The organism is Bordetella genomosp. 5 (assembly GCF_002261315.1).
In the GTDB taxonomy this organism is placed as follows: Bacteria; Pseudomonadota; Gammaproteobacteria; order Burkholderiales; family Burkholderiaceae_B; genus Bordetella.
The window spans coordinates 256,201-280,446 of record NZ_NEVP01000010.1 but is presented as its reverse complement, the minus strand read 5'-3'; the positions used below and the strand labels follow the sequence as shown (position 1 = coordinate 280,446).

Annotated in this window: 19 protein-coding genes; 10 read left to right on the top strand and 9 right to left on the bottom strand. The window is 66.6% G+C overall.

Annotation, left to right across the window (positions count from 1 at the left end; all coding sequences use genetic code 11):
- Positions 1–2: 2 nt before the first annotated feature.
- Positions 3–2,708 (bottom strand): aminopeptidase N, encoded by a 2,706-nt coding sequence (gene pepN, locus CAL25_RS16725; RefSeq protein ID WP_094802033.1) that lies wholly within the window; start codon positions 2,706–2,708, stop codon positions 3–5.
- 160 nt (positions 2,709–2,868) lie between these two features.
- Between pepN and CAL25_RS16720 the strand changes: the two genes are divergently transcribed.
- Positions 2,869–3,528 carry a DUF4136 domain-containing protein gene (locus tag CAL25_RS16720; RefSeq protein ID WP_094802230.1) on the top strand — a complete coding sequence of 220 codons (660 nt, stop codon included), beginning with the start codon at positions 2,869–2,871 and terminating at the stop codon, positions 3,526–3,528.
- A gap of 258 nt (positions 3,529–3,786) precedes the next feature.
- Here the strand turns inward: CAL25_RS16720 and CAL25_RS16715 are convergent, their stop codons facing one another.
- On the bottom strand, positions 3,787–4,155 hold the full coding sequence (locus CAL25_RS16715) for an H-NS family nucleoid-associated regulatory protein (RefSeq protein WP_094802031.1): 369 nt from the start codon (positions 4,153–4,155) through the stop codon (positions 3,787–3,789).
- Positions 4,156–4,278: 123 nt separating this feature from the next.
- Here CAL25_RS16715 and CAL25_RS16710 point away from each other — a divergent pair, with 123 nt between their 5' ends.
- The 7 genes from CAL25_RS16710 to glcF all read left to right on the top strand — a co-directional run bounded on the left by CAL25_RS16710 (position 4,279) and on the right by glcF (position 13,516).
- Entirely contained in the window at positions 4,279–5,121 is an 843-nt protein-coding gene (locus tag CAL25_RS16710) for a carbon-nitrogen hydrolase family protein (RefSeq protein WP_094802029.1), read from the top strand.
- A gap of 4 nt (positions 5,122–5,125) precedes the next feature.
- Entirely contained in the window at positions 5,126–6,586 is a 1,461-nt protein-coding gene (gene tldD / locus CAL25_RS16705; protein WP_094802027.1) for a metalloprotease TldD, read from the top strand.
- 273 nt (positions 6,587–6,859) lie between these two features.
- Entirely contained in the window at positions 6,860–7,933 is a 1,074-nt protein-coding gene (gene aroG / locus CAL25_RS16700) for a 3-deoxy-7-phosphoheptulonate synthase AroG (RefSeq protein WP_094802025.1), read from the top strand.
- A 114-nt stretch (positions 7,934–8,047) separates the two neighbouring features.
- Complete coding sequence (locus tag CAL25_RS16695; protein WP_094802023.1) at positions 8,048–9,457, top strand: FAD-binding oxidoreductase; 1,410 nt, start codon at positions 8,048–8,050, stop codon at positions 9,455–9,457.
- A 205-nt stretch (positions 9,458–9,662) separates the two neighbouring features.
- The gene (locus CAL25_RS16690; RefSeq protein WP_094802021.1) at positions 9,663–11,162 is read left to right on the top strand and encodes an FAD-linked oxidase C-terminal domain-containing protein; all 1,500 of its coding nucleotides are present in this window, start codon (positions 9,663–9,665) and stop codon (positions 11,160–11,162) included.
- A gap of 11 nt (positions 11,163–11,173) precedes the next feature.
- Positions 11,174–12,280, top strand: a complete 1,107-nt coding sequence (gene glcE / locus CAL25_RS16685) for a glycolate oxidase subunit GlcE (protein ID WP_094802019.1) — start codon at positions 11,174–11,176, stop codon at positions 12,278–12,280.
- 3 nt (positions 12,281–12,283) lie between these two features.
- Entirely contained in the window at positions 12,284–13,516 is a 1,233-nt protein-coding gene (glcF, locus tag CAL25_RS16680) for a glycolate oxidase subunit GlcF (RefSeq protein ID WP_094802017.1), read from the top strand.
- 33 nt (positions 13,517–13,549) lie between these two features.
- On the opposite strand, the gene CAL25_RS16675 is transcribed toward glcF, so the two are convergent.
- The gene (locus tag CAL25_RS16675; RefSeq protein WP_094802228.1) at positions 13,550–14,485 is read right to left on the bottom strand and encodes an alpha/beta hydrolase; all 936 of its coding nucleotides are present in this window, start codon (positions 14,483–14,485) and stop codon (positions 13,550–13,552) included.
- Positions 14,486–14,573: 88 nt separating this feature from the next.
- Positions 14,574–16,781 (bottom strand): TonB-dependent siderophore receptor, encoded by a 2,208-nt coding sequence (locus tag CAL25_RS16670; RefSeq protein ID WP_094802015.1) that lies wholly within the window; start codon positions 16,779–16,781, stop codon positions 14,574–14,576.
- A 205-nt stretch (positions 16,782–16,986) separates the two neighbouring features.
- Between CAL25_RS16670 and CAL25_RS16665 the strand changes: the two genes are divergently transcribed.
- Positions 16,987–18,054 (top strand): helix-turn-helix transcriptional regulator, encoded by a 1,068-nt coding sequence (locus CAL25_RS16665; RefSeq protein WP_094802226.1) that lies wholly within the window; start codon positions 16,987–16,989, stop codon positions 18,052–18,054.
- Between the two features lie 27 nt (positions 18,055–18,081).
- Here CAL25_RS16665 and CAL25_RS16660 read toward each other — a convergent pair whose 3' ends face one another.
- From CAL25_RS16660 to CAL25_RS16640, 5 genes are all read right to left on the bottom strand, one after another.
- Positions 18,082–19,521, bottom strand: a complete 1,440-nt coding sequence (locus CAL25_RS16660) for an NAD(P)(+) transhydrogenase (Re/Si-specific) subunit beta (RefSeq protein WP_094802013.1) — start codon at positions 19,519–19,521, stop codon at positions 18,082–18,084.
- Positions 19,518–19,835, bottom strand: a complete 318-nt coding sequence (locus CAL25_RS16655) for an NAD(P) transhydrogenase subunit alpha (RefSeq protein WP_094802011.1) — start codon at positions 19,833–19,835, stop codon at positions 19,518–19,520. Before CAL25_RS16655 ends, CAL25_RS16660 begins: the two co-directional genes overlap by 4 nt.
- A gap of 2 nt (positions 19,836–19,837) precedes the next feature.
- Positions 19,838–20,956, bottom strand: coding sequence for a Re/Si-specific NAD(P)(+) transhydrogenase subunit alpha (locus tag CAL25_RS16650; protein ID WP_094802010.1), 1,119 nt, complete (start codon positions 20,954–20,956; stop codon positions 19,838–19,840).
- A 284-nt stretch (positions 20,957–21,240) separates the two neighbouring features.
- Positions 21,241–22,116, bottom strand: a complete 876-nt coding sequence (locus CAL25_RS16645; RefSeq protein WP_094802008.1) for an N-formylglutamate amidohydrolase — start codon at positions 22,114–22,116, stop codon at positions 21,241–21,243.
- Positions 22,117–22,177: 61 nt separating this feature from the next.
- Positions 22,178–23,167 carry a Bug family tripartite tricarboxylate transporter substrate binding protein gene (locus CAL25_RS16640; RefSeq protein ID WP_094802006.1) on the bottom strand — a complete coding sequence of 330 codons (990 nt, stop codon included), beginning with the start codon at positions 23,165–23,167 and terminating at the stop codon, positions 22,178–22,180.
- A 150-nt stretch (positions 23,168–23,317) separates the two neighbouring features.
- Between CAL25_RS16640 and gcvA the strand changes: the two genes are divergently transcribed.
- Positions 23,318–24,244 (top strand): transcriptional regulator GcvA, encoded by a 927-nt coding sequence (gcvA, locus tag CAL25_RS16635; protein ID WP_094802005.1) that lies wholly within the window; start codon positions 23,318–23,320, stop codon positions 24,242–24,244.
- The last annotated feature ends 2 nt before the right edge of the window (positions 24,245–24,246 follow it).

Here is a 24,246-nt window from a genome sequence, read left to right as displayed (position 1 = left end):
TCCTATGCGGCGAATTCCAATGCTTTCGAGACGATTTCCTGTACGTTGCGCGAGAGGTCCGGATGCTGGCGAACGCGTTCGAGCGCCTTCTGCATCGGCGCGCGCAGCGCGGGGATGAAGCGGGACCAGTTGTCCAGGGCGCGGGCCAGCCGCGCCGCGATTTCCGGATTGAGCGCGTCGAGCGCGAGCACTTGATCCGCCCAGAAGCCGTAGCCGCTCGCGTCCGTGTGGTGCATGCCGCGGGCGTTGTTCAGGCAGAACTGGAAGATCAGGGCGCGCGCGCGATTCGGGTTGCGCAGCGTGAAGGCCGGGTGCTGCATCAGCGCACGGATCTGCGCGACGCCGGCGCCACGGGCGGTGGCTTGCAGCGCAAACCACTTGTCGACCACCAGCGGGTCTTTTTCCCAGCGCTGATAGAAGTGAGCCAGCGCAGCCGCGGCCGCCTTTTCGTCGGCGTAATTCACGAGCGAGGAGAGGGCGGCCAGGCTGTCGGTCATGTTGCCGGCCTGGTCGTATTGGGTCTGGGCCAGCGCCTGTGCACCCTCGATGCCACCGGCCATCAGGTGGCTCAGGGCGAGGTTCTTGAGCGCGCGGCGGCCCACGGGGCCGGGCGCCGGGCTATACGCGCCGGGCGTCTGGTTGGCGTCGAACGCGGCGCGCCACAGCGCGGCCAGCCGGCGGCCGAGCTCGGCGCGCAGAAAGTCGCGCGCGGCGGCCAGTGCCGGCGGGTCGATCGGCTCCATGCGCTCGGCGAGCGTTTTCTCGGAGGGCAGCGACAGCGCGCGGGCGCGGTAGCCGGCGTCGAGTTCAGGGTCCGAGAGCAGGGCGCGCCATGCCTCGAAGAAGGCGTCATCCACCTCGAGCGGCGCGCCTTCGCGATGCTGAGCGGCAAGCGCGAGGATCTGGCGCGTGGCGAGCTCCTGACCGGCTTCCCAGCGGGCGAACGGATCGTTGTCATGGGCCGAGAGCAGGGCCAGCTCTTCGTCGGTCCAGTCGTATTCGACGATCACCGGGGCCGAGAAGCCGCGCAGCAGCGACGGCACCGGCGCTTCGTCGATATCGTCGAAGGTCCATTGTTGCGATTCGGCGGTGAGCTCGAGCAGCGCCGTATCGACGGTCTGGCCGCCGCTGCGCAGCGGCAGCGCACGGCCGTCGCGCCCGAGCAGGCCGAGTGCGAAAGGAATATGGAACGGTTGCTTGGTGCGGCCGTTGCCCGCGCGCTTCTCGACGCCCACCGGCGCGCAGCGCTGCGTGAGCGTGATCGTGACGCGGCGTGCCTGCGCGTCGTGGTCGATCTGGACCGCCACGCGCGGCGTGCCCGCCTGCGAGTACCAGTTGCGGAACACCGTCAGGTCGCGCCCGGGGTGCTGGGTGCGATACACCGAATCCATGGCGTCGACGAAGTCGTCGCAGGTGACGGCCTGGCCGTCGTGGCGGCGGAAGTACTCGGCGATGCCCGCCTGGAACCCGGCCTCGCCCAGCAGCGTGTGCTGCATGCGGATGACCTCGGCGCCTTTTTCGTACACCGTGGCGGTGTAGAAGTTGCCGATCTCCTGGTAGCTGTCGGGCCGGATCGGATGCGCCATCGGACCCGCGTCCTCGGGAAACTGCGCGGCGCGCAGCGTCACGACGTCGTCGATGCGTTTGACGGCGCGCGCGCTCGCGGCGGCGGCCGCGTCGAGGTCGCGCGCCATCATGTCGGCGCTGAACTCCTGATCGCGGAACACCGTGAGCCCTTCCTTGAGGCTCAGCTGGAACCAATCGCGGCAGGTGACGCGGTTGCCCGTCCAGTTGTGGAAATACTCGTGGCCCACGACCGACTCGATGCCGTCGTAGTTGGCGTCGGTGGCGGTGTCCGGATCCGCCAGCACATACGCGGCATTGAAAATGTTGAGGCCCTTGTTCTCCATGGCCCCCATGTTGAAGTCACGCACCGCGACCACCATGAAGCGGTCCAGGTCGAGCTCCAGGTCGAAGCGCGTCTCGTCCCAGCGCAATGCGCGTTCGAGAGACTCCAGCGCCCATTCGGTACGCGATTCGGAGCCCGGGTCGCTGTAGACCTGCAGCAGCACCTCGCGGCCGGACGCCGTGCGCACGCTCGACTCCCGGTGGGTCAGGTTGCCCGCGACCAGCGCGAACAGATAGCAAGGCTTGGGGAACGGGTCTTCCCAGTCGGCCTGGTGGCGGCCGTCGGGCAGGCGCTGCGTCGAGATGAGGTTGCCATTGGACAGCAGCAGCGGATAGGCCTCGTCGGCGCGCAGCGTGACGCGGTAGCGCGACATCACGTCCGGGCGATCGGCGAACCAGGTGATGCGGCGGAATCCCTCGGCCTCGCACTGCGTGAAGAAGTTGCCGCCGGAGACGTACAGACCCATCAGCGTGGAGTTTTCGCTCGGGCGGCAGCGGCTCAGGGTCTCGACACGCGCTTCGTCGGGCAGGTCGCGCAGCACCAGCTGGCGCTCGGTCACGCTCCAGCGCTCGGCCGGCCAGGGCGTGCCGTCCACCGACACCGACACCAGTTCGAGGTCTTCGCCATCGAGCTCGAGCGCGGCATTCGCGGGCGCGTCGGCGCGGCGGCGCACCAGCATCGCGCAGTGCACGTCGGTGCTCTCGGGCGCCAGATCGAAGGTCAGGGCGACTTCGTCGATGGTGTAGGGATACGGAACGTAGTCCTTGCGATAGATGGTGACTGGCGTATCAGTGCGCATGGCTTCCCGAGGGCTGAAGGACAAAGACGTATTGTAGGCGCAGGCCGTCATCCTCTATCGGACACGGTATTGCAAGAGTTAAACTTTTGCCTGTCGCGCCGGTCCAACTGTACAGACGCGCTCGCCTGCTCGTCTTTGGATGCCCGATATGTACGCTGACATGTTCAATAAATACGCAATTGCACGCGCCGCAGGCCCCGCCGTCGCCCGGGTGTGCCGCTGGATCGGCTTGTCCGTCGTCCTGGCGGGCGCCGCGGTGATCAGTGGCTGCGCCACCCCCACCGTGGCCGCGCGGGTCACGTCCTTCCAGCAGTGGCCGGCGGACGCCACCGGGCAGACCTACCGCTTCGCGACCGTGGATCCGGTCCAGGCCAATAATCTCGAATATCAGTCTTACCGCGACACCGTTCGCGCCGGTATCGGCGCCACCGGCCTCGTCGAAGCCCAGGGCAATGGCCCGGCGCGGTTTACCGTGTCGTTCGAATATGGCGTCGCGCAAACCCAGGTGATGGTGCGCCGCGCGTACGATCCGTATTTCTACGGCGGCTACGGCGGTTTTTATGGTCCGCGGTGGGGCGGCTTCGGCTACTGGGGCCCCGAGTGGGTCGACGTGCCGATGGTGGCCTATCGCAACCACCTCAGCCTGCGCATCCTCGACAACGCGCGCAACGGCGCCGAGGTGTATCGCTCGTCGGCCTATATCAACACCGAGCGCGACAATCTCGTGCGCACGATGCCTTACCTGGTGCGTGCCATCTTCGACAATTTCCCGGGCAACAACGGCGCGGAGCGTCAGGTGGCGTTCCCGGTAGACCAGTGAAAATACGGCGGGCGCTGTCTGTTTAATCCCACAGCGTTCCGTATTGCCTGACGATTTACTGACTTTGGCGGTGAGACAAAAATCTCGCGCCTGCGGAAAATCACCGGATATTTCACGGCGGCGTTCCGGGTTGCGGAAATATATCAATCCGCCCGTTAAATGTTGGGCAATTCGCCGAAATATTGCAGTGCGCGGGCGAAAAAAAAGCGCGTCATCGAGACGCGCTTTTTTGCCGACAATAAATCGTGTCGGGCGATGTCATTTGATCAGGAAGCTGTCGCGGGCGGCGCCGCTGCTCTCTTCGGCCACCAGCCAGCGCGGGGCTTTGCCACGGCCGCTCCAGGTTTCGCCCGTCTTGGGGTGACGGTACTTGGGCGCCACGGCGCGCTTGGCGCTGGAGCTCGCGCCGGAGGTGTTCTTGCTGCGCGGCGCACTGCGCGGCGCTTTGGCCGAACCCAGGGCGGCGACGATCTCTTCGGGGGTGATATTGTATTCGCGCATCGACTTGATGATCGAGGCGATCACCGGCTTGCGGCGCCGGGTCTGAAGGGCTTCGGCGCGCTTCTGGAGTTTGTTGATTTCCTTTTCGATCTTGAGTTGCTGCGCTGCGTAAGTCTCACGGGGCATGATTTTTGTTTCCTGGTATTGATTCAAATTCGCCGGCTTGCTTTCATATGCTTTAGTTGTTTTTCAATAATACAGAAATTATTCCGACCAGTCTCTAGACTTTTGTGAAGGAATTTGTAGCAAATGACCGACCGCCTATTTCCGTCCGAGCCAAGCGCCATGCGGGTTGCCGCCATCCAGATGGTCAGCGCGCCCGATCTCCATGAAAACCTCGAAACCGCTGGTCAATTGATCGAAACAGCGGCGCAAAGCGGCGCCAAATTGGTGGCTCTGCCTGAATACTTCTGTTTTATGGGCCGTCAAGATACTGACAAACTTGCGATCAAAGAGGCCGACGGCGCTGGCCCGATCCAGGAATTTCTGGCCCGCACCGCACAGCGCCACGGCATCTGGCTGGTGGGCGGAACCCTGCCCATGGCCAGCCCCGAACCGCAGCGGGTTTTCAATACCACCATGGTGTTCGGCCCGGACGGCAAGCCCGCGGCGCGCTACGACAAAATCCATCTGTTCAATTTCCAGCGGGGCGAAGAGTCTTATGACGAGGCGCGGGCAATTTGCCCGGGCGCTCAGGTCCAGACCTTCGATACCGAGGCCGGCAAGGTCGGATTATCGGTTTGTTATGACCTGCGTTTTCCGGAACTCTATCGTGCCATGGGACCGGTAAACCTGATCCTGGTTCCCGCCGCATTTACGTATACGACCGGGCAGGCGCATTGGGAATTGCTGCTGCGAACCCGCGCCATCGAAAATCAGTGCTACGTGCTGGCACCGGCGCAGGGCGGCACCCACCCGACGGGCCGGCGCACCTGGGGCCATTCCATGCTGGTGGATCCCTGGGGCGAAATCGTCGATGTGTTGCCCGAAGGGCCGGGCGTCATCGGCGGTACCATAGAGCCTGAGCGCATCGCGCACGTCCGGGCCAGCCTGCCCGCACTGCGCCATCGAGTCCTCTCGGCTGAAAGATAATCCAATGAAACTGATCGAACCCGCCATCCAATCCCTGGCCACTGCCAAATCGCTGTTGCTCGACCCCTGGGGGCTCACGGAAGCCGACCTGGCGCGGGCGCTGGGAGAAATCTTCACCCACAAGGTCGACTACGCCGACCTGTATTTCCAGTACACGCGCAGCGAAGGCTGGAGCCTGGAAGAGGGCATCGTCAAGACCGGCAGCTTCTCGATCGGACAGGGCGTGGGCGTGCGGGCCGTGAGCGGCGAAAAAACCGCCTTCGCCTATTCCGATTCGCTGTCGCAACAGGCGCTGATGTCGGCCGCCCAGACGGTGCGCGGCATCGCGCGCCGCGGCGCCGGCCGCGTCAAGGTGGCGGCCCACCGGCCCGTCGACGACGCGCGGCGTCTGTATGACGATGTCGATCCGCTCACCACGCTGTCGGCCCCCGACAAGGTCGCGCTGCTCGAGCGCATCGAACGCATGGCGCGCGCCCAGGATCCGCATGTGATCCAGGTGATGGCCGGCCTCGGCGCCGAATACGACGTGGTCCTGATCGCGGGCAGCGACGGCCGCCTTGCCGCCGATGTGCGGCCCCTGGTGCGCCTTTCGCTTACGGTGATCGTGGAGCGCAACGGCCGGCGCGAGATGGGTCATGCGGGTGGCGGCGGACGCACCGGTCTGGCCTATTTCACCGACGACATCATGCGCGGCTATGTCGAGCGCGCGGTGCACGAAGCCATGATCAACCTCGAGGCCCGTCCGGCGCCCGCGGGCGAGATGACGGTCGTGCTGGGTTCGGGCTGGCCCGGCATTCTGCTGCACGAGGCGGTGGGCCACGGTCTGGAGGGCGATTTCAACCGCAAGGGCTCGAGTGTGTTCTCGGGCCGCGTGGGTGAGCGCGTGGCGTCCAAGGGCGTGACCGTGATCGACGACGGCACCATCGAAGGCCGCCGCGGCTCGCTCAATATCGACGACGAGGGCAATGCCACGCAGCGCAACGTCCTGATCGAAGACGGCATTCTGCGAGGCTACATGCAGGACACGCTCAACGCCCGCCTCATGAAGACGGCCGCCACCGGCAACGGCCGGCGCGAGTCTTTCGCGCATCTGCCCATGCCGCGCATGACCAACACCTACATGCTGGCCGGCGACAAAGAGCCCGAAGAAATCCTGCGTTCGGTCAAACGCGGCCTGTACGCGGTGAATTTCGGCGGCGGCCAGGTCGACATCACGAGCGGCAAGTTCGTGTTTTCGGCGTCCGAGGCCTACATGATCGAAGATGGCAAGGTGACCTATCCGGTGAAGGGGGCCACCCTGATCGGCAATGGCCTGGACGCCATGAACCGGGTCAGCATGATCGGCAACGATCTGGCGCTGGATTCGGGCGTGGGCACCTGCGGCAAAGAAGGCCAGAGCGTGCCGGTGGGCGTGGGCATGCCGACCGTGCGCATGGACGGTCTTACCGTCGGCGGCACCGAATAAGCGGTCCCGGCCCGCACCGCGGCCGCCCCCCCGAGGGACGGCCTGCTCAAAAAAACCGCGCGACGCGCGGTTTTTTTTGTGCTAGAGTCTGTCGCCATGAAATACGCGTCCCCCGCCTTTTATTTTTATTTTTTTGGTTTTCTGAAGCCGCTGGCGGAGGAAGGGACGCGCTCAACCTGAAGTATGTAGAGAATCCCCCGAAAAAGCCGCCAGCGATCTGGCGGCTTTTTTGTTGCCGTCAGCCTGGCGGGTTCACCACCCAGGAGCCTTACCGTGTCGCACAACACCGACGATCTTCGTATCCGTGAAATCAAAGAGCTGAATCCGCCCGCGCATGTGATGCGCGAATTCCCCTGCACCCGCGTCGCGTCCGAAACCGTTTTCGCCGCGCGCCAGGGCTCGCACCGGATCCTGCACGGCATGGATGATCGTCTGATCGTCGTCATCGGCCCCTGCTCGATTCACGATACCCGCGCCGCGCTGGAATATGCCGACCGGCTCAAGCCCCTGCGCGACAAGCTCAAGGCCGATCTCGAAATCGTCATGCGCGTGTACTTCGAGAAGCCGCGCACGACCGTGGGCTGGAAGGGGCTCATCAATGACCCCGATCTGGATGGCAGCTTCGACATCAACAAGGGCGTTCGGGTGGCGCGCGAGTTGCTGCTGGAGATCAACAACAAAGGCGTGCCGGCGGGGTGCGAATATCTGGACATGATCACGCCGCAGTACATCGCCGATCTGGTGGCCTGGGGGGCGATCGGGGCGCGCACGACCGAAAGCCAGGTGCATCGCGAACTGGCCTCGGGCCTGTCGTGTCCGGTGGGCTTCAAGAACGGTACCGACGGCAACATCAAGATCGCCGTCGATGCGATCAAGGCAGCGTCGCAGCCGCATCATTTCCTGTCGGTGACGAAGGGCGGTCATTCGGCCATCGTGTCGACGGCCGGCAATGAAGACTGCCACGTGATTCTGCGCGGCGGCAAGACGCCCAATTACGATGCCGCCAGCGTCGAGGCCGCCAGCCAGGAGCTCGCCAAGTCGGGATTGGCGCAGCGCCTGATGATCGACGCGAGCCACGCCAACAGCAGCAAGAAGCCCGAGAATCAGCCGCAGGTGGCCGACGACGTGGCCCGCCAGCTCGAGCGCGGCGACGGCCGCATCGTCGGCATCATGATCGAAAGCCACCTGCTGGCCGGCCGCCAGGATCTGGTTCCCGGCCAGCCGCTGACCTACGGCCAGAGCATCACCGATGGCTGCATCGACTGGGATGCTTCCGTGCAGGTGCTGGAGCGTCTGGCGCAGGCCGTGCGCGAGCGCCGCCGCGTGACGATGACGACTGGCAAGTGATCGCTTCCGTCCCGACCTAGGGTTGTCCCTGGGTCGGGAAGCGGGCGCCGATGCCGATCCGCCGTGCCCGCAGGCGTAGAATCGCAGGATTCCCTTCCACTCATTCAAGCTGCCATGAACGCTCCCTTGCACCCCGAAACGCTGCGCCGTCCCGTGCCCGCCGCCTGTCTCGATGCGCTGAAAGACAAGTTCGGCGAGCGGTTCACGGTGTCGGAGAGCGTGCGCGAGCATCACGGCACCGACGAGTCGCCGTATCCGCCGATGCTGCCCGACGCGGTCGTGTTCGCGCAGAGCACCGACGAGGTCGCTTTCGTGGCGCGCCTGTGCAACGAGCATCATGTGCCGCTGATTCCTTATGGCGCGGGCTCGTCGCTCGAGGGCCATCTGCTGGCCATCCAGGGCGGCATCAGCCTCGACCTGTCCCAGATGAATCAGGTGATCTCGGTCAATGCCGAAGACCTCACCGCCACGGTGCAGGCCGGCGTATCGCGCAAGGCGCTCAACGAAGAGATCCGTTCCACGGGCCTGTTCTTTCCGATCGATCCGGGCGCCGATGCCAGCCTGGGCGGCATGGCCGCGACCCGCGCCTCGGGTACCAATGCCGTGCGCTACGGCACCATGCGCGAAAACGTCATGTCGCTCACGGTGGTCACCGCCGATGGCCGCGTGATCCGCACCGCGGGCCGTGCGCGCAAGTCTTCCGCTGGCTACGACCTCACCCGCATCTTCGTGGGCAGCGAGGGCACGCTGGGCATCATCACCGAAGTCACGGTGCGGCTGTATCCGCAGCCCGAGGCCGTGTCGGCCGCGATCTGCAACTTCCCCTCGCTCGACGATGCGGTGCAGAGCGTGATCGAGATCATCCAGATGGGTGTGCCGGTGGCGCGCGTCGAATTCATGGACAGCGCGGCGGTCAAGGCGGTCAACCAGTACAGCAAGCTCACCCTCACCGAATCGCCCATGCTGGTGTTCGAGTTCCACGGCAGCCCGGCCGGCGTGCAGGAGCAGGCCGAGACCGTGCAGGCCATCACCGCCGAACACGGCGGCATGGATTTCGAGTGGGCCGAGCGTCCCGAGGATCGCAACCGCCTCTGGACGGCCCGCCACAACGCGTATTTCGCGGGCCTGCAATTGCGCCCCGGCTGCCGCGCCAGCACCACCGACGTCTGCGTGCCGATCTCGCGCCTGGCCGAGTGCGTGCGCGAGACCGTCGACGAGCTCGACGCCGCCAGCTTCCCGTACACCATCGTCGGTCACGTGGGCGACGGCAATTTCCACGTCCTGATGCTGCTCGATGCCGACAGCGAGAAAGAGTGGCAGGAGTCGGAGGTCATCAACCACAATCTCGTGCGCCGTGCGATCGCGGCCGATGGCACCTGCACGGGCGAGCATGGCGTGGGGCTGCACAAGATGCAGTTCATGGCCGAAGAGCATGGCGAAGACGCGCTGGCCCTGATGCGCAGCCTGAAGCATGCCTTCGACCCCAACAACATCCTCAATCCGGGCAAGATCATCAACTGGTGATCGGCGTGGCATCCGTGCCATCCGTTGCCTGAGGGCCACAAATTTCTGGCCGGCACCGCGCGAGCGGTGCCGGCCATTTGCTTTGCGCCACGCCGTGAGCCGTGCGCGCGCGCGGTCGCGCGGGGTGCGGCGGGCGGGTCGCGTGCGGCCCCCTGCGGGTAAATCCCGGCGTGTGCGAAGCAGGGGGGATTGTTATCGTTCCTTCATGAACTCCCTGGTCGAATCTGGCCTGAGCCACGCGCAGGCGCCGTTTTCCGCCGCATCGCTGGTGCGCGCCCTGCAGCAGGTGTTGCCCACGCATTGCGTGCTACACCGTGAAGAAGATACCCGCCCGTACGAATGCGACGGGCTGTCCCTGTTTCGGGCCTTGCCCGCCGCCGTGGTCCTGCCCGAAACCGAGGCGCAGGTGCAGGCGGTGATGAAGCTGTGCAAGCGCATGAACGTGCCGGTGGTGGCACGGGGCGCGGGCACCGGGCTTTCCGGGGGCGCGATGCCGCACGCACAGGGCGTGCTCATGGGGCTGTCGAAGTTCAACCGCATCAAGCACATCGACGCACATGCCTGCACCGCCACGGTGGAGCCCGGCGTGCGCAACCTCGCGATCTCCGAAGCCGCCGCGCCTTACGGTCTCTATTACGCGCCGGATCCCTCTAGCCAGATCGCCTGTTCGATCGGCGGCAATGTCGCGGAGAACTCCGGCGGCGTGCACTGTTTGAAGTACGGCCTCACGGTACACAACGTGCTGCGCGTGCGCATGATCACGATCGACGGCGAGGTGGTCGAGCTGGGCTCCGAAGCGCCCGACGCCGCCGGCGTCGATCTGCTCGCGGTGTTCATCGGATCGGAAGGCATGCTCGGCGTGGTCACCGAGGTGACCGTCAAGCTCATTCCGCGCCCGGCCTGCGCGCAGGTGGTGATGGCGAGCTTCTCGAGCGTCGAGGCCGCCGGCAACGCCGTCACGCGCATCATCGCCGCCGGCATCATCCCGGCCGGTCTCGAGATGATGGACCGCCAGGCGACGCACATGGTCGAACCCTTCGTCCAGGCCGGCTACGACCTCGACGCGCAGGCCATCCTGCTGTGCGAGTCGGACGGCACCCAGGAAGAAGTGGCGCACGAGGTGGCGCGCATGGAGGCCATCTTCAAGGAGGCGGGCGCCACGCGCTGCCAGGTGTCGGCCAGCGAGGCCGAACGGCTGCGCTTCTGGGCCGGCCGCAAAAACGCCTTTCCGGCCGCGGGGCGCGTGTCGCCCGATTACTACTGCATGGACGGCACGATTCCGCGCCGCCATCTGGCGCGCGTGCTGGGCGCCATCGAGCAGATGGAAGACGAGTTCGGGCTGCGCTGCGCCAATGTCTTCCATGCGGGCGATGGCAATCTGCACCCGCTGATTTTGTTCGATTCGAATAAGCCTGACGAGGTCGAGCGCGCCGAGAAGTTCGGCGCCGCCATCCTCGAGCTGTGCGTGCAGGTGGGAGGCACCGTGACCGGAGAGCACGGTGTGGGTATGGAGAAAATAGATCAAATGTGCGTGCAATTTTCGCGTGAAGAGCTCGACGCGTTCCTGGCCGTCAAACGGGCATTCGACCCGCCTGGCCTGCTCAATCCCGAGAAAGTCATCCCGACCCTCGCCCGTTGCGCCGAATACGGCAAGATGCACGTGCACGGCGGTGAACTGAGATTCCCCGACCTGGCCCGATTCTGAGGCCGGCCGCGATGGAGTTCGTTCTGTCCGAGTTGTGCGAGCAGGTCATGACGGCGCGCGCCGGCCACAAGCCCTTGTTTGTGTGTGGCGGTGGCAGCAAGTCGTTCTATGGCAATCATCGCCCCGTGACCCCACAGGATGGCCACTGCATGCTCGACATGTCGGCCTACCGGGGCATCATCAACTATCAGCCCTCGGAGCTGGTGGTGACCGCGCGTGCGGGCACCACACTCGTCGAGCTCGAGGCCGCGTTGGCCGAGCACAACCAGATGCTGGCATTCGAACCGCCGCATTTCGAGCCGTCCGCAACGATCGGCGGCTGCGTCGCGAGTGGCTTGTCGGGGCCGCGCCGCATGGCCGCGGGCGCCGTGCGCGACTTCGTGCTGGGCGCGCGCCTGCTCGATGCGCAGGGCCGTTTGCTGGCCTTCGGCGGCGAGGTCATGAAGAACGTCGCCGGCTACGACGTGGCGCGTCTGCTGACCGGCTCGCTCGGCATCTTCGGCGCGATCCTCGAGGTATCGGTCAAGGTCGTGCCACGGCCCGCCGAAGAACTCACACTGTGTCTGGCGCTGGACGAAGCGCAGGCACTCGACGCCTTCGCGCGCTGGCGCAGCCAGCCGCTGCCGATCTCGGCGGCCTGCTGGGTGCCGGCCGCGCAGCCGGGCCAGCCCGGCCGCTGTGCCGTGCGGCTGTCGGGCGCGCCGCCGGCAATCTCCGCGGCGCGGGCGCGTATCGGAGGCGAGCCGCTCGACGCGGTGGCGGCCAACGACTGGTGGCTGGCCCTGCGGGAGCAGACCCATCCGTTCTTCCAGGGAGGCGTGCCGCTGTGGCGCCTGGCGGTGCCGCCGACGGCCCCCGCGCTGAATCTCGGCCCCACCCTGATCGAGTGGGGCGGCGGACAGCGCTGGCTGAGCGCGCGGCACGACCCATCGGCCCTGCGTGCCGCGGTGCAGGCGGCAGGGGGGCACGCCACGCTGTTTCGCGCCGCGGGCGGCGCGCCGGCCGATGGCGTGTTTCATCCGCTGTCTCCCGCGGTGGCCGCGATCACGCGGCGGCTCAAACAAGAATTCGATCCGGTCGGGTTGTTCAACCCGGGCCGTCTGGTGCCGGAGCTCTAGACCATGCAGACGCATCTTGTTCAATGGGCGCGCGAGCGTTCGGCGGGGCTCGAAGCCGACGCCATCCTGCGGCGCTGCGTGCATTGCGGTTTTTGCACGGCGACCTGTCCCACGTATCAGGTGCTGGGCGACGAACGCGATAGCCCGCGCGGCCGCATCTATCTAATCAAGCAGGTGCTGGAAGGGGCGGAGCCGACCGCGGCCACCCAGCAGCATCTGGACCGCTGCCTCACGTGCCGCAATTGCGAAACCACCTGCCCCTCGGGCGTGCAGTACGGGCATCTGGTGGACATCGGCCGCGCCATCGTCGATGAACGCGTGCAGCGGCGCTGGCCCGACCGCCTCAGGCGCTGGCTCTTGCGGCGCGGGCTGACCTCGCCGCTGTTCGCGCCGGCGATGCGGGTGGGACAAAGCGTCAGAACCCTCCTGCCGCAGGCGCTGCGGCGCAAGGTGCCGGCGCGGCGCGACGCCGGGGTGTTGCCCGATCCCGAGCGGCACGCGCGCCAGGTGCTGCTGCTGACAGGCTGTGTGCAACCGGCCATGATGCCGAGCATCGATGCGGCGACGATTCGCGTGCTCGATGCCATCGGCATCGGCGCGCGCATGGCGCCGGGAGCGGGCTGCTGCGGCGCGCTCAGCTTCCACCTCGATGCGCAGGAAGACGCCTTGCAGCAGATGCGCGCCAACGTGGATGCCTGGTGGCCGCTGCTGCAGGATGGCGCCGTCGAAGCCATCGTGATCAATGCGTCGGGCTGCGGCGCGACCGTGCGCGAATATGCCCATCACCTGCGGCACGAGCCGGTGTACGCCGCGCGCGCGGCCGAGCTGGCCGACCGGATCAAGGACGTGGCCGAGATCGTGGCGCCGCATGCCGACCGGCTCGCCGCGCAGCTGGGGCCCGCGCCGCGTGCCGCGTTCCATCCGCCGTGCACCGTGCAGCACTGGCAAGGCCTGCGGCCGCTGTCCGAAAGGTTGCTGGCGGAGCTGGGCTTCGTCTTGCAGCCCTTCGGCGAATCGCATCTGTGCTGCGGTTCGGCGGGTGCCTATTCGGTGCTGCAACCCGAGATATCGACCCGCCTGCGCGACCGCAAGCTTGCCGAGATCTCGCGCACCGAGCCCGAGGTCATTGTGTCGTCGAACATGGGTTGCATCGGCCACCTCCAGAGCGGCACCGAGGTGCCGGTGCGGCATTGGGTCGAGGTGGTCGACGAGCGCCTGAGCGCGCGGCCGCGCTGAGTCGGTGGCCGCGACCCGCCCGGGTGCGCGGGCCTACCGCGGCTGAGTGGCAGGGCGGTCCGCGGCGATTTCCACCGCGCGCTCGGCGGACGCCGGCAACATCGGGCCGTGCGTCAGGCCCGGAAACGTGATGTACGCGACCTCCGGATCGCGCGTGCGCAGCAGGCCGGCCAGCCCGGCCGCCTGACCCGCGGGCACCTGCCTGATCTCCGCGGCAGGGGCCCCGGGGATCGGTTTGCGCAGATGTTCCGCATCGCCCACCATGATCACGACCTCAGGCGCCGGGCCCGGGCGGGGCGCCGCCACGTACTCGCGTGCGCGGTCCATCATGTAAGGCGCCTGCCACCACATCGACGGGCTGGCCGCCACGAAGCGCTGGAAACTGCCGGGCGCCGTGAACAGCGTGTCCAGCACGAACAGGCCGCCATACGAATGCCCGTACAGCGTCTGGCGCGCCGGATCGATCGGTGCGTGGCGCGTGGCCCAGGGCTTGACCTCGTTTTCGATGAACGCGCGCCAGTCGGCCGCGCCGCCGTTGCGTCGCAGCGGGTTGCGGGGATCGGGCGTACCTTGTGGACCGGCGCCGGGGAGGGCGGGCAGGTAGTCCCATGCACGCGCATCACCGTCCACCCGTTCGTTGGTGTCGTAACCGATCCCGACCAGCACGACACCGGCGGTCAGGTCGCCGCGGTCGCGCTCGGCCAGCGCCTGCATGGCGGCATTGCCGTCGAGCAGGTACACGACCGGCCAACCGCCGGCAGGCGCCGGCCCCGGCGGTACCGACAGCATCAGGCGCACCGCGCGCAGTCCGGCCGCGCGCGGCAGCACCTCTTGCTGTACCAAGCCCAGGCGTCCGAGCTGTGCGCGCACCTGCTCGGGGCTGAGGGTTTGACGTGCGGGCTGGGCCGCGGCCTCGCCGGCGGCGGCGAGCAGTGGGATCGACAATAGCAGTGCGGCGCGGGCTCGCATCTTCAACTCCATCAAACGGTAAAACGCCGATGCGCGCCCCTCGGCGCGCATCGGCGGGCGGCGAGGGCATGCCTCGCCGTGCGCTGCGTCAAAACGACACAGTGGCGGTCGCGAAGTAGGCGCGGCCCGGTTCGTTGTACGTGGCGGCGCCGGCATTGGCGGCATTGCCTTCACGATACAGTTGCTTATCGAACAGGTTGTTCACGCCGACGCGGAAACGCAGGTTCTTGTTGACCTCGTAGCCCGCGCTCAGACCCACGAGTGCGTAGGGGCTGAGCTGCTGGCGGCCGCCGTCGGTGAGCGTCGCGCCGGTGCGCACGTTGGTGCTCGGGCCGACCTGCTTGCCGTAGTAGGTCACGTTGGCCTGGAACGACAGCTGCGGCGTGTAGAACCAGTCGAGCGTGCTGTTGATCGTGTACTTCGGAATCACGCTCAGCGGCTCGCCCGTGCTCTTGCTCTTGGACTGCATCATGTACGTGAAGTTGGTGTTCCAGTCCAGGGTGCTTGCCAGCGGGATGAACAGATTGCCCTCGAAGCCCTCGACCACGGCCTTGCCGCTGTTGGTCCACTGCAGCACGCGTGCGCCGTTGGTCAGGCGGTACTCGATGTCGGTGCCGGCGACGATCTTGTTGCGATAGTCGTTGCGGAAGTACGCCATGCTGGTGCGCCACGTGCCCGGGTCGTACTCGAAGCCGATTTCCTTGTTGACGCTGGTTTCCGGCGACAGATCCGCGTTGCCCACCAGGTAGCAGCCGTTGGTGTTGGTCTCGGCGGCAATGCAACCCTGACCGCGGCTGTAGAGCAGGTAGTTGGGGTTGGACTGGTACAGGTTCGGCGCCTTGTAGGCGCGCGCGATGCCGCCCTTGATCTTGAACGCGTCCGTGACCGCGTACGAGGCGTTCAGGCTGGGGCTCCAGTTGCTGCCGAACTCGCTGTTGTAGTCCAGGCGCACGCCGGGCGTCAGCATGGCGCGCGTGCTCAGCTCGATGTTGTCTTCGACGAAGAGGGCGTAGCTGTTCTGCTTGGTCTTGGAGTCGCGGCCCTCGGCGCTGGTGCCGCCGATGGTGCCGCCGGTGTACGTCTGGCGCAGGCCGCTGGGGTCGTCCAGGCTCTCGCGCAGCCATTCAACGCCGACCGTCGCCACCTGCTCGAAGCCGAGATGGAACGGCACGTTGGCCTCGGCGGCGCCGCGCCAGTTCTTCAGTCGGGCCGTGGCGAAGCCGAGGTCGGTCGGCGCGCCTTCGGGGCCGCCGGCCAGGCCTTCCTGCTGGCGCGAGTTGCGCGTGTAGTCGTAGCCCAGCGAGGCGCGCGTCGTGCCCCAGTCGTAGCTGCCGCGATGCGTGAGCGCGTAGTTCTCGCGGTACATGATGTTGGTTTCTTCGCCATACAGACTGTCGCTGAAGTCGCTGTTGGCGTTGTTCATCGTGTCACCGGCGTAGATGTTGCCCTGGCGGCTGTAACCCAGATCCAGGTCGAACGTGTTCTGCGCGTTGGCTTTCCAGGAGAACAGAGCGTTCAGGTCCTGGTTGATGACGCCTTCGCGTCCGGCCGTGCTGGTCGTGCCGTTGGCGCCCGCCGCGGCGCGGCCGGCGTTGATGTCGCGGGCATCGGCGTTGGTCTTGTTGTAGTTGCCATAGACCCGCATCGAGAGGCTCTCGCTCAACGGGCTGGCGAGGCGGACATTGACGCGATTGGTGTTGCCTTCCTTGCTGTCCTCGGGCTGGTTCAGGTAATACGTGATCGAGCCCGACGGCTTGTCGGTGGGGCGCTTGGTGATGATGTTGACCACGCCGCCCATCGCACCCGAGCCATACCGCGCGGCGGCCGGGCCACGGATCACTTCGATGCGTTCGACCTCTTCGGCCGGCACCCAGTTGGTGTCGCCGCGCGTGTCGCGATCGCCGTTCCAGCCGTAGCGCACGGCATTGCGCGAGGACGTGGGTTTGCCGTCGATCAGGATCAGGGTGTTCTCGGGGCCCATGCCGCGAATGTCGATCTGGCGGTTGTTGCCCCGCGCACCGCTGGCGCTGTTGCCGGTCAGGTTCACGCCGGGTTCGCGGCGGATCAGATCCGAGAGATCGTTGCTCGGCGGACGGCGCGCAATCTCCTCGGCCGTGATCACCGAGACGCCCAGCGACTCCTTCACTTCTTCTTCGGCGGTGCCGAGCACCTGCACCGTGGCCATCTCCTGGATCTGCGACGGATCCTGGATCTGGGTGGCCTGGGCATGGGCGAGGCCGGACCAGGCCATGACGAGGGCGGCGCTGGCGTAGTGCAGCGGATACCGGCAAGACATACGAGAAAACTCCATGTGCGGTGCAAAGCGGCGGCGCAGGCGTGATCGGCGCCAGGGCGGGCCGGCGATTTGCTATTTAGTTGGGAATGATTTTTAATACCGTTTGATTTTTCATGATTCTGTCAGGGAACGCGGCGGCTCAGCTTTGTGCGGAAACCAACCGTCTTTGCGCCGGCGCCATATCCCGCACTTCCGTTCGATGTCCATGTCTCTGCCGACCGCGCTCTCCGACCGGCCGCGCGACCATGCCGCGCCGGTGTCCTGCTCGACTGTCGATACCCTGGTGCGCCAGACCGCCGCCGATCATTACCTGACCGTCCCCGGCGAGGATCGCCCGGTGTTCGAAGGGGTGTTCGACGTGACCGCGCTCGAACCGGGACTGATCGCGCATCGGATCGACGTGCGTGACGTGCAGGGCAGCACGGTCAGGGCCACGCTCAAACCGGCGCTGCGGCTGGGCTTCACGATCGGGGGCTACGCCAACATGGCGATCGCCTGCCGCGCGCTGCCCACCGGTCCCGGACGGGGCGCGCCGATCACGGCGTGGATGATGGCCTTGCACGAGCCCGCGACCTTCTCGCGCCAGTCACGGCGCGGCGATGTCGAGCGCACCGTCGATCTGGCTTTTGGCGCCACCTGGCTCGCCGACCACTTCGGCGATGACAGCGCAATCGTCGCGTTCGCACGGACCCACCTTGCCACGCGCACCTGGACCCCCTCGGCCCAGGCGCTGGCCAACGTCGAGCAGATGCTGCGGCCGCCGGCGCTGGATGCCGCGACCACGCGGCTCTATCTGCGGTCGCGCGCCTTCGATCTGCTGGTCGAGGCGGCAAGCCAGCTCGGGCAGGCCTCGGATACCTCGCTGCAGGCAGGCTCGGGACTCGGCAAACGCGATTGGCTACGCATGCGCAGCGTGCGGGATCTGCTGGAGAGCGGGGCGGCCGACCATATGTCGCTCGAACAGATCGCGCTGCAGGCCTGCGTCAGCGCCAACACCTTGCAGCGGCATTTCCGCGCGGCCTGGGGCTGCACGGTATTCGAGTTTCTGCGCGAGGCGCGCATGCAGCGCGCGCGGGTGGCGCTCGAGCGTGACGGCGTGACCGTGGCGCAGGCGGCCTGGCTGGCCGGCTACAACAGCCCGGCGAATTTCGCCACGGCGTTCCGGCGCCATTACGGGGTATCGCCGGGACAGTTGCGCGCGCATCTGGGCGGCGCGGAGGCCGGGGCGCCCGGCCGTTCGCGCAGCGCCGGCGCGGGCGGCGCGCCGGCATAAGCTACCGGCGGCGCCCGTCGCGGCGGTCTACTCCACCGCCTTGACCATGTCTTCGAGCACCTTCTTGGCGTCGCCGAAGACCATCATCGTGCCATCCATGTAGAACAGCTCGTTATCCAGGCCCGCATAGCCTGCCGCCATCGAACGCTTGTTTACGATCACATTGCGGGCGCGGTAGGCCTCGAGAATCGGCATGCCCGCGATGGGCGATTGCGGGTCGTTCTTGGCGGCGGGGTTCACCACGTCGTTGGCACCGAGGATCAGGGCGACGTCCGTCTGCGAGAATTCGCCGTTGATCTCGTCCATCTCGAATACCTGATCGTAGGGCACCTCGGCCTCGGCCAGCAGGACGTTCATGTGGCCCGGCATGCGGCCCGCGACGGGATGGATCGCGTACTTCACGGTCACGCCTTTCTCGGTGAGCTTGGCCGCCAGTTCCTTCAGGGCATGCTGTGCGCGCGCCACCGCCAGACCGTAACCCGGCACGATGATGACGCTCTCGGCATTGGCGAGCAGGAACGCGGAGTCTTCGGCACTGCCCGACTTCACCGGACGCTGTTGCGCATCGCCGGCCGGGCCGCCCGTGCCCGCCTGCGCGCCGAAGCCGCCGAGCAGCACATTGAAGAACGATCGGTTCATCGCCTTGCACATGATGTACGACAGGATCGCGCCCGACGAGCCCACCAGCGAGCCGGCAATGATGAGCATGGGGTTGTTGAGCGAGAACCCGATGCCGGCCGCCGCCCAGCCGGAATAGCTGTTGAGCATGGACACCACGACCGGCATGTCGGCGCCGCCGATCGGGATGATGATAAGCACGCCGAGCACGAAGGCCAGCAGCGTCATCAGCACGAAGGGCAGCCAGGCCTGCGTCGCCATGAACCAGAAGCCGCAGCCCAGCATGGCCAGCGCCAGGGCGAGGTTGACGAAATGCTGGCCCGTGAACACCACCGGCGCACCCTGGAACAGCCGGAACTTGTACTTGCCCGACAGCTTGCCGAACGCGATCACCGAGCCGGAGAACGTGATCGCGCCCACGAAGGTGCCGACGAACAGCTCGAAGCGGTTGCCGGTCGGGATCGGCGCGCCGCGCGCGGCGATGTTGAAGGCGTGCGGTTCGGCCACCACGGCCACGGCGATCGCCACCGCCGCCAGACCGATCATGCTGTGCATGAAGGCCACCAGCTCGGGCATTTTGGTCATCTCGACCCGGCGGGCCATCAGGGTGCCGACGCTGCCGCCGATCAGGAGGCCCAGCACCACCCAGCCCAGGCCGAGCGCGGCGGGACCGCCGCCCGACAGGCTGTGGATGAGCGCGCCGGTGGTGAGCACGGCGATGGTCATGCCCGCCATGCCGAAGGCGTTGCCCAGGCGCGAGGTGGTCGGATGCGACAGGCCCTTGAGCGCCTGAATGAAGCAGATCGATGCGATCAGATAGAAAAGCGTGACGAGGTTCAGCGAGATCATTGCGTGCCCTCCCGCGCGGGCTTGCGTTCCTTCTTCTTGAACATCTCGAGCATGCGGCGCGTGACCAGGAAACCGCCGAACACGTTGACGGCGGCGAGCGCCACGGCGAGCACGCCCATCGCGCGCGCCAGGCCGCCTTCGGTCAGCGCGGCGGCCAGCATGGCGCCGACGATGATGATGGCGGAGATCGCGTTGGTCACCGCCATGAGCGGGGTGTGCAGGGCCGGCGTGACGTTCCAGACCACGTGGTAGCCGACGTAGATCGCCAGCACGAAGATGATCAGGTTGATGAGGGTGGGACTGATGGCTTCCATGTTCAGGTCCTCCGCAAGACCTGGCCGCCCTCGCACATCAGGCAGGCCGCAACGATTTCGTCATCGCGCTTGATCGCAAGCGCGCCTTGGGCATCGACAATCAGCTTGACGAAGTCGAGCAGATTGCGGGCATACAGCGCCGACGCGTCGGTGGGCAGCAGGCCGGGCAGGTTGGTGAGCCCGATCAGCGTGACGCCGTGCGCCTGCACGATCTCGCCCTTCACGGACAGCGGGCAGTTGCCGCCGCGTTCGACCGCCAGGTCCACCACCACCGAACCGGGCTTCATCGAGGCGACGGTTTCGGCCGTGAGCAGGACCGGGGCCGGCCGACCCGGAATCAGCGCGGTCGCAATGACGATGTCCGCATCCTTGCAGCGCTCGGCCACGCGCTGGGCCTGACGCGCCATCCAGGCGGGCGGCATCGGGCGGGCGTAGCCACCCGTGCCTTGCGCGATCTCGCGCTCTTCGTCCGTTTCGTAGGGGACGTCGATGAATTTCGCGCCCAGCGATTCGATCTGCTCGCGCGCGGCGGGCCTGACGTCGGAGGCCTCGACCACGGCGCCGAGTCGGCGCGCGGTGGCGATGGCCTGCAGCCCGGCAACGCCGGCGCCGAGCACGACCACGCGCGCGGCCTTGAGCGTGCCCGCCGCGGTCATCATCATCGGAAAGAGGCGGCCGTATTGATTGGCGGCCAGCAACACCGCCTTGTAGCCCGCCAGGTTGGCCTGCGACGACAGCACGTCCAGGCTTTGCGCGCGCGTGATGCGCGGCGCGGCTTCGAGCGCGAAGGCCGTCAGCCCGGCGGCGGCGAGCCGCTGGAGCTGTTCGGCATCGAACGGGTCGAGCATACCGGCGAGTACCGCGCCGCTGCGCATTTGCGCGAGCTCGGCGGCATCCGGGGGCCGCACCTTGAGAACCAGCTCCGAGCCCAATGCCTGTGCGGCATCGGCGAGGCGGGCGCCGGCAGTCTCGAATGCACTGTCCGGATAATGCGCGGCCTGACCCGCACCGTGTTCGACTACAACTGCATGGCCACTGGCGACGTACTTCTTGACCGTCTCCGGCGTGGCGGCGACACGGGTTTCCCCGTCTCGGGTTTCTTTAGGTATCCCGATCTGCATCGACGCTCCTCCTCGAAGGGTGAGCGTAGTTATACACGAGGGGCGGCATCGCGCACGCTGCGCCTTCGGCTTGCTGCCCCCCGAGGGGGCGTTTTTGTCTTGGGGCGGCCCGGCGACAAAAATGCCCCCACGCTGCGCCTTCGGCTTGCTGCCCCCCGAGGGGGGGCGTTTTTGTCTTGGGGCGGCCCGGCGACAAAAAACGCCCCTCGGCCTTGCGGCGCGAGGGGCGTGGGGTCGATGCGCGGTCGTGGCCGCGGCATCGCGTGCGTGCAGAACGTCCGGCGTCAGGCCGTCTGCGCGCGCGTCCAGTCAACCAGCGCGATGGTCAGTTCGCGCAGATGGTTTTTAAGACGAACGTAGTTTTCGCTGGGTTGCAGCGACACTTCATCCATATACAGCTTGCGGTTGATCTCGATCTGCAGGCTGTGACGGCCTTCGGCGGGGCGGCCGAAGGCGCGCACGAGTTCCACGCCCTTGTACGGATCGTTGACCGTCACGTTGTAGCCGCGCTCGCGCAGCCAGGCCGCGACGAACTCGCGGAAGGCCGGGTCGCTCGTCGCGCCGTCGCGGTCACCCAGCACGAAGTCGGGGTGCACGAGGCCGGGCTTGTCGGTCGCGTAGGCGCCGGCCACGCTGGGCATCGAGTGGCAGTTGATGTGCCAGACCTTGCCAAAGCGCGCGTGCGCCTTGTCGAGCAGGGTGCCGAGTTGCGCGTGGTAAGGCTTCCAGCAGGCTTCGATGCGATGACGCACTTCGGCCACCGACAGCTTGCGGTCGTACAGCGGGGTGCCGTCGTCGAGCATGCGCCAGATCAGGCCCTTGCCCAGGCGCACCTTGGGCGACTCGCTGATCGCATCGGGCCACGCTTCGTCGAGCAGAAGCTGGTCGATTTCTTCGGCGCCGCGGTTGGCGTCGATATAGGCGCGCGGAAAGGAGGCGCCAAGCAGCGGCACGCCCAGGTCCACCGCATCGCCCCACAGATCATCCACCCACGTATCTTCCGCGGTGCGCAGGGCGCCGAAGCCGACGGCGGGCGCGAAATCCGGCGGGTACGTCGTGCCGCTGTGCGGCGAGTCCAGCACCAGCGGTGCGCAGAGCGGCGCGTCCGGGTAGTTCTGCGGCGAATCGAGTCGGTAGGACAGGGGCTTGATGATAGGCATGACGAAACGGGTGCTACGAAAAGGGGTGATGGTCCCCGCCCGGGGGCGGGGACCCGATCGCTCAGTCGATCTTCACGTTGGCTTCTTTGGCGATACGCTTGTTCTTGGCGATTTCGGTAGCGATCTGCTGCGCGAATTCGGCCGGCGTGTTCGCCACGGGCGCGGCGCCCAGGCCTTCGAGGCGCTTCTTCACGTCGTCTTCGGCGCTGACCTTGACGACGGCGGCGTGCAGCTTCTCGAGGATCGGAGCGGGCACCTTGGCCGGGGCCACGAGGCCGAACCACGACGAATCATTCACCGGCGCGAGACCCGCTTCGGCGAAGGTCGGCACGTTGGGCAGCGCGGCGACGCGCTGGGGCGCGGCCACGGCCAGCGCGACCAGGGCGCCTTGCTGGATGTGCGGCAGCGAGGAGGGCAGGTTGTCGAACAGCACGTCGACCTGGCCGGCCAGCGTGTCGTTCAGCGCGGGGCCCACGCCACGGTAAGGCACGTGCATCAGATCGGTGCCCGAAGCCATCTTGAACATTTCGCCCATCATGTGCGAAACCGAGCCGTTGCCGGCCGAGGCGTACGTCAGCTTGCCGGGCTCTTTCTTGGCCAGCGCGACGAAGTCGGCCATGCTCTTGGCCTGCACCTTCGGATTCACGGTCATGACGTTCGGCACGGCAGCCAGATTCGAGATCGGGCTGAAGTCCTTTTCGGCGTCGAACGGCAGGTTGTGATAGATGGCCGGGTTGATGCCGTGCGTGCTGACGGTGGCGATGCCCAGCACGTAGCCATCGGGCGCGCTCGAGGCGACGAAGGCGCTGCCGATCGAGCCGCCGGCACCGCCGCGGTTCTCGACGACGACGGTCTGACCGAGTTCCTTGGTCAGCTTGTCGGCGAACAGGCGGCCGACGATGTCGGTGGTGCCGCCCGGCGGGAAGGGCACGATCAGGCGGATGGGTTTGTTCGGATAGCTGTCTTGCGCGTGGGCGACACCGGCGGCAAACGGCGAGGCCAGGACAGCAGCGGCGAGGGACAGGCCCAGAATGACATTGCGACGTTGCATGAGTTTCCCCTGTAGGAAATTAGTTCGGATGCATAAGCAAACCCGTCGATTCTGAAAGCTGCCCCTGGTTTGCACAAACGAAAGATTCTCCGTAAGCTATTCCTTTTACTCATGCCAGAGCTGTAAGCAAATCTGGCGGTATTGCGAAGTATGCGTCGATTCTGTCCCTCGCTGACCGACCTGCAGGCCTTCGAAGTGGCTGCCAGGCATAGCAGTTTTACCCGCGCCGCCCAGGAGCTCTGCGTGACGCAGGGCGCCGTGAGCAAACAAGTGAAACATTTGGAAGAGTTCGTCGGTGTCGAGCTATTCCTGCGGATCAGGCAAGGGCTGGTCCTGACCGAGGCGGGCCGCAGCTATCTGAAGAAGGTGCAGGCGGGCCTGTCGCAGATCGAGGCCGCCACCGTCGAGCTCATCGCCCACCAGGGGCGCGGCGGCACGCTCAACCTCACCGCCATGCCGACCTTCGGCGCGCGCTGGCTCATTCCGCGGCTGATCGCCTTCAATCGCCTGCGTCCGGATATCCACGTCGAATTTATGCCGCACCGGCAGGGCTACGACTTTTCCACGCCCGAGCTCGATGCGGCCGTGCGATTCGGCGAGGGTATCTGGCCCGGCAGCGGCGCCGACTACATCGTGGGCCGCGAGATCGTGCCCGTGTGCAGTCCGCGTCTCATTGCCGAGGGCTGCGACGACGCGGCCGACCTGCTGCGCTATCCCTTGCTGCACCACACCTCGGCGCTCGAGGGCTGGTTCGAGTGGTTCGAGCAGGCCGGCTGCGACACGCGCCGCAGCCTCGAAGGCGCCCGCTTCGATCAATACTCGCTGCTGTCGCAAGCCGCGGCCGCGAGCTTCGGCATTGCGCTGATTCCGCGCTGTCTGATCGAGGACGAGCTGCGCGACGGCAAGCTCGTCGTGCCCATTCAGCTGCCCATCCGGGCGCGCCAGGGCTACTACCTGTGCTACCCGGAGCAGAAGGCCAACCTGCCCACGCTGCAGGCATTCCGGGCCTGGCTGATGGAGGTGTCGCGCGCGGCCGAGCCCGTGCCGGCCGCCACGGACGCCATCGCACTAAAATAGAG

Excerpts from the sequence above, each read along its gene's own strand:
- CAL25_RS16695 (WP_094802023.1), top strand. The coding sequence starts at position 8,048 with ATGAACGCTCCCTTGCACCCCGAAACGCTGCGCCGTCCCGTGCCCGCC.
- CAL25_RS16690 (WP_094802021.1), top strand. The coding sequence starts at position 9,663 with ATGAACTCCCTGGTCGAATCTGGCCTGAGCCACGCGCAGGCGCCGTTT.
- CAL25_RS16645 (WP_094802008.1), bottom strand. The coding sequence starts at position 22,116 with ATGCCTATCATCAAGCCCCTGTCCTACCGACTCGATTCGCCGCAGAAC.
- pepN (WP_094802033.1), bottom strand. The coding sequence starts at position 2,708 with ATGCGCACTGATACGCCAGTCACCATCTATCGCAAGGACTACGTTCCG.
- CAL25_RS16640 (WP_094802006.1), bottom strand. The coding sequence starts at position 23,167 with ATGCAACGTCGCAATGTCATTCTGGGCCTGTCCCTCGCCGCTGCTGTC.
- CAL25_RS16710 (WP_094802029.1), top strand. The coding sequence starts at position 4,279 with ATGACCGACCGCCTATTTCCGTCCGAGCCAAGCGCCATGCGGGTTGCC.
- CAL25_RS16650 (WP_094802010.1), bottom strand. The coding sequence starts at position 20,956 with ATGCAGATCGGGATACCTAAAGAAACCCGAGACGGGGAAACCCGTGTC.
- CAL25_RS16675 (WP_094802228.1), bottom strand. The coding sequence starts at position 14,485 with ATGCGAGCCCGCGCCGCACTGCTATTGTCGATCCCACTGCTCGCCGCC.
- glcE (WP_094802019.1), top strand. The coding sequence starts at position 11,174 with ATGGAGTTCGTTCTGTCCGAGTTGTGCGAGCAGGTCATGACGGCGCGC.
- CAL25_RS16665 (WP_094802226.1), top strand. The coding sequence starts at position 16,987 with ATGTCTCTGCCGACCGCGCTCTCCGACCGGCCGCGCGACCATGCCGCG.
- CAL25_RS16720 (WP_094802230.1), top strand. The coding sequence starts at position 2,869 with ATGTTCAATAAATACGCAATTGCACGCGCCGCAGGCCCCGCCGTCGCC.
- glcF (WP_094802017.1), top strand. The coding sequence starts at position 12,284 with ATGCAGACGCATCTTGTTCAATGGGCGCGCGAGCGTTCGGCGGGGCTC.
- tldD (WP_094802027.1), top strand. The coding sequence starts at position 5,126 with ATGAAACTGATCGAACCCGCCATCCAATCCCTGGCCACTGCCAAATCG.
- CAL25_RS16715 (WP_094802031.1), bottom strand. The coding sequence starts at position 4,155 with ATGCCCCGTGAGACTTACGCAGCGCAGCAACTCAAGATCGAAAAGGAA.
- CAL25_RS16670 (WP_094802015.1), bottom strand. The coding sequence starts at position 16,781 with ATGTCTTGCCGGTATCCGCTGCACTACGCCAGCGCCGCCCTCGTCATG.
- CAL25_RS16655 (WP_094802011.1), bottom strand. The coding sequence starts at position 19,835 with ATGGAAGCCATCAGTCCCACCCTCATCAACCTGATCATCTTCGTGCTG.
- CAL25_RS16660 (WP_094802013.1), bottom strand. The coding sequence starts at position 19,521 with ATGATCTCGCTGAACCTCGTCACGCTTTTCTATCTGATCGCATCGATC.
- gcvA (WP_094802005.1), top strand. The coding sequence starts at position 23,318 with ATGCGTCGATTCTGTCCCTCGCTGACCGACCTGCAGGCCTTCGAAGTG.